The 15,009-nt window shown below is 30.2% G+C and carries 12 protein-coding genes; 3 read left to right on the top strand and 9 right to left on the bottom strand.

Features of this window, described 5'->3' with window-relative positions; translation table 11 throughout:
• Window positions 1-7: 7 nt before the first annotated feature.
• The 9 genes from purF to HGPB_RS02600 form a co-directional block, all read right to left on the bottom strand.
• Window positions 8-1,357: an amidophosphoribosyltransferase gene (purF, locus tag HGPB_RS02565; RefSeq protein WP_019132122.1), complete on the bottom strand. Its 1,350-nt coding sequence runs from the start codon at window positions 1,355-1,357 to the stop codon at window positions 8-10.
• Between the two features lie 292 nt (window positions 1,358-1,649).
• Window positions 1,650-1,772 (bottom strand): OadG-related small transporter subunit, encoded by a 123-nt coding sequence (locus tag HGPB_RS09025; RefSeq protein WP_019132124.1) that lies wholly within the window; start codon window positions 1,770-1,772, stop codon window positions 1,650-1,652.
• Window positions 1,773-1,781: 9 nt separating this feature from the next.
• Window positions 1,782-2,894: a sodium ion-translocating decarboxylase subunit beta gene (locus HGPB_RS02570; protein ID WP_019132125.1), complete on the bottom strand. Its 1,113-nt coding sequence runs from the start codon at window positions 2,892-2,894 to the stop codon at window positions 1,782-1,784.
• A 1,272-nt stretch (window positions 2,895-4,166) separates the two neighbouring features.
• Window positions 4,167-5,432 (bottom strand): Glu/Leu/Phe/Val family dehydrogenase, encoded by a 1,266-nt coding sequence (locus tag HGPB_RS02575; RefSeq protein WP_019132126.1) that lies wholly within the window; start codon window positions 5,430-5,432, stop codon window positions 4,167-4,169.
• Between the two features lie 191 nt (window positions 5,433-5,623).
• Window positions 5,624-6,379 (bottom strand): formate/nitrite transporter family protein, encoded by a 756-nt coding sequence (locus tag HGPB_RS02580; protein WP_019132127.1) that lies wholly within the window; start codon window positions 6,377-6,379, stop codon window positions 5,624-5,626.
• Between the two features lie 122 nt (window positions 6,380-6,501).
• Entirely contained in the window at window positions 6,502-7,389 is an 888-nt protein-coding gene (locus HGPB_RS02585; RefSeq protein ID WP_019132128.1) for a DegV family protein, read from the bottom strand.
• A 14-nt stretch (window positions 7,390-7,403) separates the two neighbouring features.
• Entirely contained in the window at window positions 7,404-8,147 is a 744-nt protein-coding gene (locus HGPB_RS02590) for a hypothetical protein (RefSeq protein WP_019132129.1), read from the bottom strand.
• 11 nt (window positions 8,148-8,158) lie between these two features.
• On the bottom strand, window positions 8,159-9,025 hold the full coding sequence (locus tag HGPB_RS02595) for a B12-binding domain-containing radical SAM protein (protein ID WP_019132130.1): 867 nt from the start codon (window positions 9,023-9,025) through the stop codon (window positions 8,159-8,161).
• Window positions 9,022-10,494, bottom strand: coding sequence for a nicotinate phosphoribosyltransferase (locus HGPB_RS02600; protein WP_019132131.1), 1,473 nt, complete (start codon window positions 10,492-10,494; stop codon window positions 9,022-9,024). Before HGPB_RS02600 ends, HGPB_RS02595 begins: the two co-directional genes overlap by 4 nt.
• A gap of 299 nt (window positions 10,495-10,793) precedes the next feature.
• Between HGPB_RS02600 and HGPB_RS02605 the strand changes: the two genes are divergently transcribed.
• The 3 genes from HGPB_RS02605 to HGPB_RS02615 are packed head-to-tail and all read left to right on the top strand — an operon-like array spanning window position 10,794 to window position 14,853.
• Window positions 10,794-12,539 carry an ABC transporter ATP-binding protein gene (locus HGPB_RS02605; protein ID WP_019132132.1) on the top strand — a complete coding sequence of 582 codons (1,746 nt, stop codon included), beginning with the start codon at window positions 10,794-10,796 and terminating at the stop codon, window positions 12,537-12,539.
• Window positions 12,539-14,260, top strand: coding sequence for an ABC transporter ATP-binding protein (locus HGPB_RS02610; RefSeq protein ID WP_019132133.1), 1,722 nt, complete (start codon window positions 12,539-12,541; stop codon window positions 14,258-14,260). The genes HGPB_RS02605 and HGPB_RS02610 overlap by 1 nt, the downstream gene beginning before the upstream one ends.
• 11 nt (window positions 14,261-14,271) lie before the next feature.
• Window positions 14,272-14,853 carry an MptD family putative ECF transporter S component gene (locus HGPB_RS02615; protein WP_019132134.1) on the top strand — a complete coding sequence of 194 codons (582 nt, stop codon included), beginning with the start codon at window positions 14,272-14,274 and terminating at the stop codon, window positions 14,851-14,853.
• Window positions 14,854-15,009: the final 156 nt, after the last annotated feature.

Raw genomic sequence — 15,009 nt, forward strand, 5'->3', positions numbered from 1 at the left:
AAACTCCTTATATTATTATTGGATCAACAGGGTAGTCCCCATTAAAACATGCCTTACAAAATCTATCGTCCCTAATAAGTGTAGCTCTTTGAGCAGCTTCTGGAGATATAAAGGCTAAAGAATCAGCATCTATCTTGTCCTTAATTTCTTCTACAGAATATTTTGCTGCAATCAAATTCTTTCTGCTTGGTGTATCAATTCCATAATAACATGGATAGCAGACTGGTGGGGAAGTAATTCTCATATGTACCTCTTTTGCCCCAGCTTCTCTCATTCTCTTAATAAGATTTTCTGATGTAGTTCCTCTTACTATCGAGTCATCTATCAAAACAATCTTTTTACCTTCTATAACATTTCTAAGAGGGTTAAGCTTTAATTTAACAGCCATTTCTCTTTCTTCTTGGGTTGATTTTATAAAAGTTCTTCCCATATATCTATTCTTTACAAGTCCATTTGCAAAAGGAATCTTTGCTTCTTGAGAAAATCCTATTGCAGAAGGTATCCCACTATCAGGAACAGGAACAACTAAATCAACATCACAAGGAGATTCAACTGCTAAATACTCTCCACACCTTCTTCTATAGTTATAAGCATTTACCTTATCTAGGGTAGCATCTTCTCTTGCTAAATAAACATACTCAAATATGCAATGTTTAGGTTTTTTTCCACCACCATCTAAGAAGTGTGATTTCATTCCATTTTCATCAATTTCTATAATTTCTCCTGGTAAAACATCTCTTATATCTGTTATGCCAAGAATTTCTGTAGCTGGATTTTCAGATGATACAACATAAGTCCCATCTTTTTGAGCCACAGTTAATGGTCTTATTCCTCTAGGATCTCTAAATGCAACAATTTTATCCTTCATAAGTAAAACAACAGAATATGAACCCTTGATCACATGCATAGTTTGTTTTATAGCATCAATAATGTCATTTTTATAATATCTAGCAATTAAGAATAGAATAACTTCTGTATCTATAGACGTTTGAAACATTACCCCTTCTTCTTCAAGTCTTGTCCTTAAAATTTGATGGTTTACTAAAGATCCATCAAAAGCTAAACTAAATTGGCTTTTTTTTGCAAACCCCATAAGAGGTTCAGTGTTATAATCACTGTTTCCTGATGATCCTGAATATCTTACATGTCCTATTCCTAAATTACCCTTTAACTTAGAAAGCTTATCTTCATCATAAACATCTATTACAAGTCCATTGCCCTTTTGTCTACTTAATTTTTCTCCATCAGAAACTGTAATCCCACAAGCTTCTTGGCCCCTATGTTGCAAAGTATTAAGACCAAAAAATATCTTTTTGCTTACAGGATAATTTGAAAACATACCTAATATTCCACTCATTAGCATACCACCCTAAACTTTAATAATTATTCCCATTAACTTAATAAAAAATAGAGAACCAGTTAAAGGTTCTCTTATTAGATAAATTTAGCTACAGATTCCCCTTTATTATCTAGAGAAACCCAATAAAAAAGTTTTTTACGTAGTTTTAGACTGCTAGAGTTATCAAAAGAACAATAACTTAAAAAATTGTTTTCCAAACTCAATAATAAGCCCAAAATACTACCTCCAAACTTGAATATATCAATATTATATCATAGAAATTTTAATTTTAAAATATTAATAATTTGATTTATTTATCTTTAAATACAGCCATCATAATCTTAACTGAAAGATAAAATAATATTAGTACTATAAATACACCAGCAAAACCTAAAAGGCTAACTTCTAACCCATTTAACATTACTTCGCTCATCTCATCCTCCTACATAAACATCGGCACTAAGGCAAGAATCATACTACCAGCAACTACCGATCCTAGCTGCCCAGCAACATTTGCACTCATTGCTTGCATCAAGATGAAATTTGTTGGATCTTCCTTAGTAGCTATTTGTTGAACAACCCTTCCTGACATAGGAAAAGCTGAAATTCCAGCAGCACCTATCATTGGATTAACCTTTTCTTTTAAGAATAAATTTAAAATCTTAGCAAAGATTACTCCACCTGCAGTATCAAAAATAAATGCAACTAGTCCCATTCCCATGATCATCAAAGTTTTATAATTTAAAAAAGCTTCCGCTTCCATTGTAGAACCAATTGTTATTCCAAGAAGAATAGTTACAAGGTTAGAAAGTTCATTTTGAGCAGACATAGAAAGTCTATCCAAGACACCACAAACCCTAATTAAATTACCAAACATCAAAGCACCAATAAGAGCAACTGACATAGGTGCAATAATACCTGCAATAACAGTTATTACAATTGGAAATAAAATCTCTACCTTCTTAGGCACTTTTTTACCTGCATATTTCATTCTTATGCGTCTTTCTTTTTTCGTAGTTAAAAGTTTAATAACAGGTGGTTGAATTATAGGCACAAGACTCATATATGAATAAGCCGCAACAGATATAGCTCCAAGATAATTTTGAGCAAACTCTTTTGCTACAAATATCGAAGTTGGACCATCAGCTGCCCCTATTATTCCAATAGCTGCCGCTTCTGGCAAACTAAATTGTCCAGTAGATAAAGCAAACATCATTGTTGCAAATATACCAAATTGAGCCGCAGCTCCAAAAAATAACATAAATGGGCTAGAGATCAATGGTTTAAAATCGATCATAGCACCAACAGCTATAAATATTAAAACAGGAAACAATTCAGTTGCAATACCTACATTATAAAAAATAGTTAAGAATCCATTTTCACCAACCGCTGATGAAAAAGGTATATTACATAAAATTGCTCCAAAACCTATTGGCAATAATAAAGAAGGTTCATACTCTTTTTCAATCGCCAAATAAATAAGTATTCCACCAATAGCAAACATAATCAGCCTGCCAATTGTTAGATTTGTAATTCCCATAAATAAAGCTTCCAAATTTTTCTCTCCTCACTCTTAGCATTTTAAACATCCATACAAGTATATATTAATAAATGATTTTCTTCAATTGTAAATAAAAATGGAAATCACAGAAATAATAGTAGAGTAAAAGCTATAAAATTAATCAAATATCAGAAGATAAAGTGAATTTTTCATATTGAAATAAATTTAAAAATTTGAAATTAAAGTAGAAATTAACTTAAAAATAAAAAAGAAATTTAAATAAAATTAAACAATTAAAATTAATTCATAGTTTGAATATGACAATAAAATCTAAGTATTAAAATACTATCTTAAATAAATTTTAATATTGAAAGATTTTTATAAAATTTAATATGCAATAGAATCAGAAAATAAAATTTAAATTAAAAAGTAAATATTAAAATAAAATTAGAAAGGAAATATAAAAGATTGAAAGATAAGTTAAATGATGTACTTAAAATTAAATCTTAAAATATAAATTGAATTTGGAAATTAAAATAGAATTGAACTGTTAAAAAGCAAATTGAGATTTAAATCTACCTATATAAATTCGAAATCGAATCTGATTAAAAAATAAATATTTTTCAACTTAAAAATATATCTAATATAAATATCAAATATGTAGACAAAATAAGTTAATTTCCTAATAATATAAAATTTTTTTATTAGATCTTTTCTCTAACTAATTTTTTTATTAGATCTTTTCTCTAACTAATTATAGAAGGAAGTATATTTATATATAAATTAGAAAAACTAAAATACAAATACCTAAGAGTTTTAATGATGTAAATATCAAATAAAGCAGAAAAATATATAGATGGGCTTATATACATGTATAATTAATAGAAAATATATAGACTTCTCAAGACATGCAAATGCAAAACAAATTATTAAATATAAATCCATATCAATAATAATATTAATACAAAAGCATTTTAGATAAATAAAAAGCTCCACTAAATCATTTTATTGAAAATTTAAAACAATTTTACAAGCACTATATTGTTTATTTTTTTCTTTGATATATATTTTAATTAGTTGCTTATACTAGTAAAACTTGTAATAATTATTCATTAACTTCTCTAAAAAAACACCCAGATTTAAAATCTGGGTGTTTTGCTTTAATTATTAGAGTTTGAAAAAAATGCTCCTCCAACAACAATTATTAGGGCTAATACTAATATTAATCTTGTTAAACTCATGTTTTTATCCTCTTTTATAAAATTCAAATTAAAAATGGCCCAGGAAAGCCTAGGCCATTAATATCATATCTATTAATCTAAAAGATTAATACCATCCTCTTAATTTCATTGCTTCGTCGATAGATTTGATTGCATACATGTAAACTGCTTCTCTTAGAGTTACATTGTAATCATCAGCAAGACCGAATACGCCTTTAACAGCTTTCATCATGTCTGCTTCTTGTTTTTCTTCAACTTCAGCTTCTGTCCAATAGTATCCGTATTGGTTTTGTACCCATTCGTAGTAAGAAACAAGTACTCCACCTGAGTTAGTTAAGATATCAGGAGTAAGTTCTATTCCTTTTTCTTGTAGTACTTTGTCTCCTTCTGGAGTTGTAGGACCATTAGCTGCTTCACAAACTAATTTAGTATTAAGAGTTTTAGCTCTATCTCCAGTAATAACATTTTCAAGAGCTGCTGGTACTATAATGTCATATTCTTTAGTCCAGAATTCTTCTTCAGAAATTCTTTCAGCGCCTGGGAATCCAAGAATTGTTTTATGTTCTTCTTTGTAAGCTAGAAGTTCTTTAAAGTCAATTCCGTTTTCATTATAAAGACCGAAGTTTCCTTCTTTTCTGTCCCATTCAGCTATAGCGCAAACTTTTCCGCCTTGTCTGTAAATGTTTTTAACTGTGAAAGATCCAACGTTACCGAAACCTTGAACAGCTATTCTAGCTTCGTGCATTTCAATGTTAAATCTTTTTGCAGCTTCTCTAACTACTACTGCAACACCAAATCCAGTAGCTTCGTTTCTACCTTCAGATCCGCCAAATGCAACTGGTTTACCTGTGAAAGTACCCATGTCCATTCTGTCGCCATTAAGTTTGAAATATTCATCAGAAAAATAACTCATAACTTTTCCGTTTGTTCCAACGTCTGGTGCAGGAATATCTATTCTTTCTCCAAGGTATTTGTGTAGACCTCTTACATATCCTCTACATAATTGTTCTAATTCGTTTTCAGATAGTTCTGCTGGATCTACAGCTATACCACCTTTACCTCCACCGTATGGAAGTCCAAGAGCTCCACCTTTGAAAGTCATCCAAAGAGAAAGTGCTTTTACTTCATCCATGTTTACTGCTGGATGGAAACGAACTCCACCTTTTGCAGGACCTACTGCATCGTTATGAGCTGATCTATAACCTTTAAAAGTTTTTAAGCTACCATCATCCATTTTAACTGGGATAGTAATTTCAATAACTCTTTTTGGTTCTTTTAATAGTTCATAAACTGCAGGATCTGCGCCTAACTTGTCACAAGCAGCTTTTACTTTTTCTTGGGCTGCTATTAGTGGATTTAAAGTATCTGTCATTATATACACTCCTTTTCTCCATATAAAAATATGGACCAATAAATTAACAATAATTTAACAAAATTGAAACAATTTCATACACCTTGATTATACCAAAGGCATGATGCTTATTCAAGATATCTTATATTTTTTAATACTTATAAATAAGCTATTATACTTAGTTAAAAAATATAACATATTATAAATTTTTATTAGTCTCTACCTATCAAATAATAGGATATTGAAACTAGTAAACCACCTATAATATTACCAATTGTTGCAGTAATTAGATTATGTAATATCATAGCAAATGTTACTTCGTTTGATAAAAGTCTTCCTAGGGCAAATACTGTCATATTAGCAACGCTATGTTCAAAGCCTAAAGCTACGAAAGGTAATATACACCAAACAATCATAATTAACTTCCCTGCTTCACTTTTCATCTTTATACAACACAACACAGCCACACAAACTAGTATGTTACATAGAATTGACTTGAAAATCAAAGGAACTAAAGGAATTTGTCCTTTAGCTAAAGCTAAATTTACTACCGCATCTCCAATTGCTATTCCTTTTGCACCTGTTCCTAGGTATAAAAGAGATATAATCAACGCTCCAACTAAGTTTCCTAAGTATGATAGTGCACATACATTAAAGGCATCTGAACCCTTAATAGCTTTTGTAAAGCTTGCACCTGATAGAGCCATAACATTTCCTGTAAAAAGCTCTGCCCCTGCCATAATTACAAGAGATAGAGCTAAAGAAAATATAAGCCCATTACTAATTTTAACAAAATCAATCTCTAAATTGCCAAAAATTGATATGCTAAGTCCCATAACAAGAACACCCAGACCAATAAAAAATCCTGCAAGTATAGATGCTATAAAATATTTAAATTTTGAGTCTCTATACACAGAATATTTATTAAAACCTGCTGTGCTCAATGCTTCCAATGTTGATTTATACATTCCTTACCACCTTATTTTTTGTCTAGCATATGTTTTTTGTGTCTAATATTGGTCTAAATGATATCGCATCTAATTTGGCGAAAATAAGACCAATCTAATAATATAATAATTAAATTTATTTTTTAAAAAATATTATATTCTCCAAAATCTTTTGTAGAGAAAAATATACAAATAATGCCGGGTCCAGTATGAGTTCCAATAACAGCTCCCATTTGTGTTAGCTTTATGTTTTCTGGATTGATATCGACTTCTTCTAAAATCTTTTCTTTTAATTTTTCAGCAACGTTAATATCATCTCCATAGGTTAAAAATATAGTTTGCTCTTTCCCAAGCTTTTTATAATTTTGAATATATTCATTAACCATATTTTTATATAGGCTTTTTTCTCCCCTTACTTTTTTATAGCTGGTAAGACCCCCATCTTCTTTTCTTACATGAAGTAAAGGGATTATATTAAGTATCTCACCTACTTTAGCAGATGTTGCTGAGAGTCTGCCGCCTCTTACAAGATATTTTAAATCTGTTACTGCAAAATAATGTTCAATGGAAAGTCTAATTTCATCAAGTTTCTCAGCAATATATTCGAAACTTTTACCATCTTTTGCCATTTTCCCAACAATAGAAACAAAAATACCCAAACCATATGAAACAGATTTAGAATCATATACGCAAATTTTTGCATCTTTATATTCTTTTAACACTTCTTCTCTTACATTAACTGCAGTTTGATATGATCCTGAAAGCCCACTACTTAATGCTATATAAATAATTTCATCATTATTTTTAGCATGCTTTGTAAAGCAATCTTTATAATCATATGCCGTAACTTGACTGGTTCTATAGACTTTACCCTCGCTTAAGTCTTCAAAAAGCTTATCGCTTGATAGTTCAGATTTTAAATATTCATTTTCCCCATCATTTATAGGCATATTTAAGATCTCTACATCATATTTTTTTATTAAATCATCTGTTAAATCCATTCCAGTATCAGCTATTATTTTTACTCTCATATGCACTCCATTTTTTATTTGTTAGTATTTTTCCTAAATAGTTTATTAAATAATTCTTGTGTCTTTATTAATTCTTTTGTTGTCATTTCTTGTAGCTTTAAACAAAAATTAATTTGATTCTTTAGTAGGTCAAGGTACATTTCTTCTAAATTTTCTTCAGATTCATAAATAGTTGGTAAACTTGTATCTTTATATTCTGGAGGATCTAGTTCAATTATTAATTCACCCTCAGATCCTTCTTTTATTTGATTTATATATTCTCTATTTCGCTTATTTTCTTTTTTTATTTTCATAAGAGAATTTTCAGCCTTTACAATTTCATATTTTATATCTTGAGCTCTATCTCTTATCCTATCGAATTTATCTTGAATTTTTTTAGACAATTCATCGTCGACTCTTTTTAATAATTCCTGATTATCAAAATATTCATCCAAGTCAGATGCCATACTTGAACAATCAAAAGCCAGTACTTTTATATAGATAAGTGAATCGAATAATTCAGCTTCTTTTTTTACTTCTGCTAGTAGAAATTTATCGTCTACTTTTATCAATAAAACATCGCAAGCTTTTAGTCCTTTAATATTTTCTATAAATAGACTAGCATCTTCCATATTAAAGATGTTTGCTTTTACCAGCTCTTCCTTATAACTTGTAAAATCATCTATCTTATTTTCTAGGTCCTTGTCTATACACAAGATTCCTTTTTCAATAATAGTTTTATAGTCATTATTTCTATCTAGATTTAATGTATATAACATACTAACCCTTCTTAAAGACCTCTCATGAAATCAGGTCTGAAATTCTTCTTTTCTAACGTATCGTCTATGAGATCGATTAAATTTTGTCTATCTTTATTTAAAGTTCCTTTTAAAGCTACATAATTAGATGCGTGATTTGATCTAAATATAGTTCCTTCAGAATCAACATTTTCTAAAAATAATTTCATTTCATATAATATTTCTTCTGCATTTGGCATCTTAAACTTTCCACTTACATAATCATCATATATTGGTGCATTATGGTAAATCCTCATTGTTAAATACGAAACATAGTCTGGTTTTGTCGCTGTTATAAGTTTAGCTGTATTTATAGCATTTTGTTGTAATTTATCAATTCCACCAAGACCTGCAATTATTGTAACTGAGCTTAGAAATCCAACTTCCTTGCACTTTTTCATAGCATCTACATAATCTTTTACTGTAAGTCCTTTTTTGATATCTTTTAGAATTTCTTCGTCTCCACTTTCAAAACCTATATAAAGCATTTTTAACCCTCGGTCATATAGGGATTTAAGTTCTTCAACACTTTTTCTATTTATATCAGCAGCTGTTGCATATGATGAAATTCTTTCAACATTTGGAAAGTTCTCATTTATATAATCTAATAGTCTGATTAAATGTTCTGTTTTTAAAACTAGAGCATCTCCATCTGCTATAAAAATTCTTTTAATACGCGGAAAATATTCTCTTAAATCTTCCAAGTCTGCAATTATGTCATCTATATCTCTTACTATAAATGGTTCTCCCTTATACATATAGCAAAAAGTGCAATTATTATGTGAACATCCAATTGTGGCTTGTATAATTAAAGATGAAGCCTCACTTGGAGGCCTGTAAACATTTCCGTAATATTTCAAATCTTTTTCCCCCTAATATTCTTTCCATGCTTTTCAAGAAGTTCTTCTTTTAATTTCCATAGGTCATAAGAAAGATCGACAATATATTCTTGTGGTTTTACTAATCTTCTCATTTCATCCCATAGTGTAGTAAGTTCTTCTTGTGCATATTTTCTTATTGTTTCTATGTCTGGTAAATCATAAACAAGTTTACCCTTATCATAAATTCTATGAAGTAATGGTTTTACTTTGTAATTTCTTAAAGTTTGTCTTTTCCATGTATAAACCGGATGGAAAATTTCATATTCTTTACTTTCATCTATTTTTTCATCATGCAAAGTAACAAGGTCAGCTATAGCTTTATTATTATCTTTGTCATAGAATCTATAGACTTGTTTAAAGCCTGGTGTGGTGATTTTTGAAACATTATCAGATATTTTAATCTTAGCTTCAACTTCACCATTTTCTTTTTCTATTGCTACTAATTTATAAACTCCACCAAAAACTGGAGAACTTTTTGAAGTGATTAATCTTTCACCAACACCAAAAGCATCTACCTTTGCACCTTGGCTTAATAATTCTTTTATAGTAAATTCATCAAGCGAATTTGACGCCATTATTAATGCATCTTCATATCCAGCTTCATCTAGCATTTTTCGAGCTTCTTTTGTTAGATATGCTATATCTCCAGAATCAATTCTTATTCCCTTAGGTCTATATCCTTTTGGCTTTAATACTTCATCAAATACTTTTATAGCATTTGGAATACCTTCTTTTAGTGTGTCATAAGTATCAACTAATAACAAGCAATTATCAGGATAACATTCTGCATAGGTCTTAAATGCTTCATATTCATTATCAAATAACTGAACCCAAGAGTGAGCCATAGTTCCCAAAGCCGGTACACCATATAATTTTTCAGCTAATGTATTTGCTGATCCGTTACATCCACCTATATAGGCCGCTCTTGCTCCGAGATTTGCTCCAGTATAACCTTGAGCTCTTCTTGATCCAAATTCTGTTACTCCTCTTCCATCAGCTGCATAACATATTCTTTCAGCTTTTGTTGCAACCATTGATTGGTGGTTTATTGTAAGTAAAAGCATAGTTTCTATCATTTGAGCTTGAATTATAGGGCCCCTCACTACAACAATAGGTTCTCCTGGATAGGCTATTGTTCCCTCTTTCATAGCCCATACATCACATTCGAATTTAAAATTTTTTAAATATTCAAGATATTCTTCATCAAATATTCCCTTAGTTCTTAAAAAATCTATATCTGATTGATCAAAAGAAAGGTTTTCAAAATATTCAACAAGCTGTTCAAGTCCTGCAATTATTGCATAAGTAGCATCATCGGGCACTGTCCTGTAGAACATATCAAAATAAACTATTTGATCCTTATAGCCACTTTTAAAAAAACCATTACTCATAGCAAATTCATAAAAATCGCAAAGAAGAGATAGGTTTTCTTTTCTATTTTCGTCCATTATTGGCCTCCTTATTGGCATATATTATATAATTTATTACTATAACTTTCAATAAAGCCACCTAATAAAAAAGTTGCCCCTACGGCGACTGTTTTTTTACCTTTTTATTTCCTCAATTTTTAAAAACAAAAAATTAAAGACAAATAAATTTTAATTGAATTAAATTTAAATTTTTTTTGAATAAAAAATTATTTTTGTTAAGAAAACTTAAAAATCCTATATTATAATTATTTCGATAATTATTATCAATTAGCATTGTGCTAATGAAATTTTAATTTAAATAAAAGAGGTGTTATATTTTGAAATTATATAAAAAATTATTTTCCTACATGCCTGAAAGAAAGGCTCACGGTTTTCTTGCAGCCTTTCTCACTTTCGTAGGAATATTATCTGTTTTTTATGCTTACTATTTAATTTGGATCTTGTTAAAAAATATTTTTACAGGAGAAAATTTAAGTGATGGAAAAAATCTTGCAATAAAAATTTTACTTTTGTTTGTTGCCTATGGCCTTTTATATTTTTTAGGAACATGGATGAGTCACTTGGCAGGTTTTAGACTTGAAACACGACTTCGTGAAAAAGGTATAGTCCATCTTCTAAAGGCGTCAAATACTTTTTTTGACCTACATAATTCTGGAGAAGTTAGAAAAATAATAGACAATAATGTGGAGCAAACTCACATGATTGTAGCTCATTTAATTCCTGATCAAACAGCGGCTTTTCTAACTCCAATACTAATGCTTATCTTAACCTTTGTAATGGATTTATACCTTGGAATATTTTTTACTGCCATTGTCCTAATAAGTTTAGTCCTTCTAAAAAATATGATGGGCGACCAATCTTTTATGAAATTATACATGGATAAGCTTGATGAAATGAATGCCGGTGCAGTTGAATATGTTAGAGCTATGCCTGTTGTAAAAATTTTCAATGCTCCCCTTATTGGATTCAAAAAACTTTATGATTCAATAATTGTTTATAAGGACATGGTCTACAAATATTCTATGTCTTGTAGAATTCCCTATGTCCTATTCCAATGGATATTAAATATTTTTATAATAACTCCAATTTTTCTTGGAATCTTTATGGTTAATAGGGGAGCTGATCCTAGTCTTTGGGCAGCAAAAATTTTATTTTTTACTTTATTCATGGGGATATTCTTTTCTAACACAATGAAAATTATGTATGTATCTATGTATATCTTCCAGGCAAATTCTGCTGTGGATAATCTTGAAAATTTATTCAAGGAGATGAAGGCGAAGGAAATAGAATTTGGAAGCCAAAGAGAATTTTTAAACAAGAATATTGAATTTAAAAATGTCGACTTCTCTTATGACGGAGAAAATAAAATTTTAGATAATTTCTCTTTGAGTCTTGAGGAAGATAAGGTCTATGCCTTAGTGGGCAGTTCAGGCTCAGGTAAATCAACTATTGCAAAATTAATTTCTGGTCTATACCCTGTCGACTCAGGAGAAATTTTAATTGGCAACAAAAACATTTCTTCTTATGACAAGGAAAGTCTTATGAAAAATATAGGAATTGTTTTTCAAAACCCACAACTCTTCCAAGGAATTTCCATATTTGAAAATGTTAAGCTTGGAAAAAGTGATGCCGCTGATGAAGAAGTTTTTAGAGCATTAAAACTTGCAAGGTGTGATGAATTCATAGACAAATTTAAAGATAGATATGATGCAATTATTGGTGCAGAAGGAATAAATTTATCTGGTGGAGAAAAGCAAAGAATTTCCATTGCAAGGATATTTTTAAAGAATCCAAAGATAATTATCTTGGACGAAGCCTCTGCAGCTGCTGATCCTGAAAATGAATATGAATTGCAAATTGCCTTTAAAGAACTTATTAAAAATAGAACTACTATCATGATTGCTCACAGACTTTCATCAATCCGTGGAGTGGACGAAATACTTTTAATCGATGATGGCAAAGTTATTGAAAGAGGAAGTCATGATGAACTCATGAAAAAAGATGGTGCTTATAAGAAATTTATCGAGATTTACAATAAGGCTAATGAATGGAGGGTTGACTAATGAAAAATTATTTAAAAAATAGGTTTGGACTCACAGACAAAGGTGCAGAGGGTGCTGTAGTTGCAATAAGATACTCCACCCTAAAAAGCTTATCTTACATGCTTCCAATGTTTCTTTTGATGTATGTAATGCAGGGACTATTAGCTTTGGGAAATTTTAACCTAAAAATTTCTATTCTTGTCTATGTAATAATTGCCCTTCTCATGATTTTTGTAATTAATAGGGACTACATTACAACTTACAACGAAACCTATAAGGAATCTGCAAATCTTAGGATAGAAATTTCTGAAATAATAAAGGACTTACCACTTAGTTTTTATTCGAGAAAAGATCTAACAGACCTTTCTCAAACAATAATGAAGGATGTAGAGACAATTGAACATGCCCTTTCTCATGCAGTTCCAGGTTTTTATGGATTTATAATAAATCTAATAATTGTTTCAATTCTACTATTGATTGGAAATTTAAAACTCGGCCTTGCAGTTATAATTCCAATTTATCTTTCAGCGGTTATGAACTTACTCTCAAGTAAAATTCAAAAAAATGCAACAAATTCTTACTACAAAGAGCAAAGAAAGTCTTCAAAAATGTTTCAAGAGCTTATCGATTTATCTACAGAAATCAAATCCTATAATTTGACTAGTGAAAAAGAAAAAGATGGAATTGATTTTGTTAAATCCTTGGAGAAAAAACATATTAAATCTGAAGTAGGTCAAGTTGTACCAATAGTTTCAGCGACTGTGATTGCAAATTTATCCCTTGCCCTTGCAATTTATGTTGGCTTAGAAAGTTTAATGAGTGGAGAAATAAATATTTTATACTTTGCAGGATACTTATTTGCTTCAGCAAGATTAATTGATGGAGTCGCTGCCTTCAACCAATTTTATGGAGAATTAATGTATATTGATGCTCCAGTTGAAAAAATAAAGGCTCTTAGAAATGAGAAAATCCAAAAAGGTAATAGAGAAAATTTGAAGTCTTTCGATGTTTCTTGCAATGAAGTTTCCTTCTCTTATCTTGATGATAAAAAAGTCATCGACAATGTTTCTTTTAAGGCAATGCAAGGAAAAACTACAGCACTAGTTGGCCCATCTGGTTGTGGAAAATCTACACTAATAAAATTAGTAGCAAGGCTCTATGACTACGACTCTGGAAAAATTTTAATTGACGATAAGGAAATTAAAAACATTCACACAGAAGACTTATTCAAACATATTTCCATGGTTTTCCAAGATGTAATACTATTCAACGGATCTGTTATGGAAAATATTAGGCTGGGTAGGTCAAGTGCAAGCGACGAAGAAGTGCTTGAAGCAGCAAAACTTGCCAACTGCGATAACTTTGTAAATAAGCTTCCAAATGGATATCAAACAGAAATTGGTGAAAATGGTTCAAATTTATCTGGCGGAGAAAGACAAAGAATTTCAATAGCAAGAGCCTTTCTAAAAAATGCCGATATTATTCTTTTAGATGAAATTGCCGCATCACTTGATGTAGAAAATGAAAAGTATATACAAGAATCAATTAATAAACTTACTAAAAATAAAACTGTGATTATTATTTCTCACAGGATGAAATCAATAGAAAATGTAGATCAAATCATCGTAATGGATGATGGAAAAATCGAAGACTTTGGAAAACATGAAGAACTTTTAAAAACAAGCAAGACTTATAAAAAGATGATTGAGTCATCAAAGAAGTCTGAAGAATTTATATATTAGGAGGTGATAAAATGAAAAAATTTGGAATTCGAGATTTAGTAAATGCTGGCGTGTTTTCACTTTTAACTGTAATGGCAACTTGGTGTGGAGGTATGATAGGTTTTATACCTGTGCTAATGCCCCTGGTTCCCTTTGCTTGTGGTTTAGTTTCTGGGCCAGTTTTTATGCTTTATTCAACTAAAATTAATAAGTTTGGCATGATCTTTATAATGGGAATAATTTTTGGACTTGTATTTTCAATGTCAGGCCATGGGCTTATAGTTCTTCCTGCCATAATTGTCTTGTCCTTAATTTGTGAGATGATATTAAAAAATGGTGGTTACAAGTCAATAAAAACTGCAAGACTAACTTACACAGTCTTTATGATTTTTGCAGCTGCAAATTTAATACCAATTTATTTTGCTAGAGATTCTTTTGTACAATCTTTAATCGATCAAGATTATGGAGCTGAATATGCAGAAAAATTGCTATCTGTTATGCCAAATTGGTCCTTTATACCTGTAGTTCTATTAGGTATGTTAGGTGGATATATAGGCTGCTCAATAGGAATTAAAATCTTAAATAAACACTTTAAAAAAGCAGGAATGGTTTAATGAATATTGATTTTAGAACAAAAATATTTTTAACAAATGTAATAGGAATATCAGCAATAGAAGGTTCTGTCGGTCGAAAATATTATTATATTGGAATTCTTATAGCGATATTTCCCTATTTACTTGCACTATTTGATAGAAAGTGGTCCCTTTTAA

This window comes from Peptoniphilus obesi ph1, from assembly GCF_000311865.1.
In the GTDB taxonomy this organism is placed as follows: Bacteria; Bacillota; Clostridia; order Tissierellales; family Peptoniphilaceae; genus Peptoniphilus_E; species Peptoniphilus_E obesi.

Bases quoted from the DNA above. Each gene is read 5' to 3' on its own strand.
- purF (WP_019132122.1), bottom strand. From the start codon at position 1,357: ATGAGTGGAATATTAGGTATGTTTTCAAATTATCCTGTAAGCAAAAAG.
- HGPB_RS02615 (WP_019132134.1), top strand. From the start codon at position 14,272: ATGAAAAAATTTGGAATTCGAGATTTAGTAAATGCTGGCGTGTTTTCA.
- HGPB_RS02580 (WP_019132127.1), bottom strand. From the start codon at position 6,379: ATGTATAAATCAACATTGGAAGCATTGAGCACAGCAGGTTTTAATAAA.
- HGPB_RS02575 (WP_019132126.1), bottom strand. From the start codon at position 5,432: ATGACAGATACTTTAAATCCACTAATAGCAGCCCAAGAAAAAGTAAAA.
- HGPB_RS02585 (WP_019132128.1), bottom strand. From the start codon at position 7,389: ATGAGAGTAAAAATAATAGCTGATACTGGAATGGATTTAACAGATGAT.
- HGPB_RS02600 (WP_019132131.1), bottom strand. From the start codon at position 10,494: ATGGACGAAAATAGAAAAGAAAACCTATCTCTTCTTTGCGATTTTTAT.
- HGPB_RS09025 (WP_019132124.1), bottom strand. From the start codon at position 1,772: ATGAGCGAAGTAATGTTAAATGGGTTAGAAGTTAGCCTTTTAGGTTTT.
- HGPB_RS02610 (WP_019132133.1), top strand. From the start codon at position 12,539: ATGAAAAATTATTTAAAAAATAGGTTTGGACTCACAGACAAAGGTGCA.
- HGPB_RS02590 (WP_019132129.1), bottom strand. From the start codon at position 8,147: ATGTTATATACATTAAATCTAGATAGAAATAATGACTATAAAACTATT.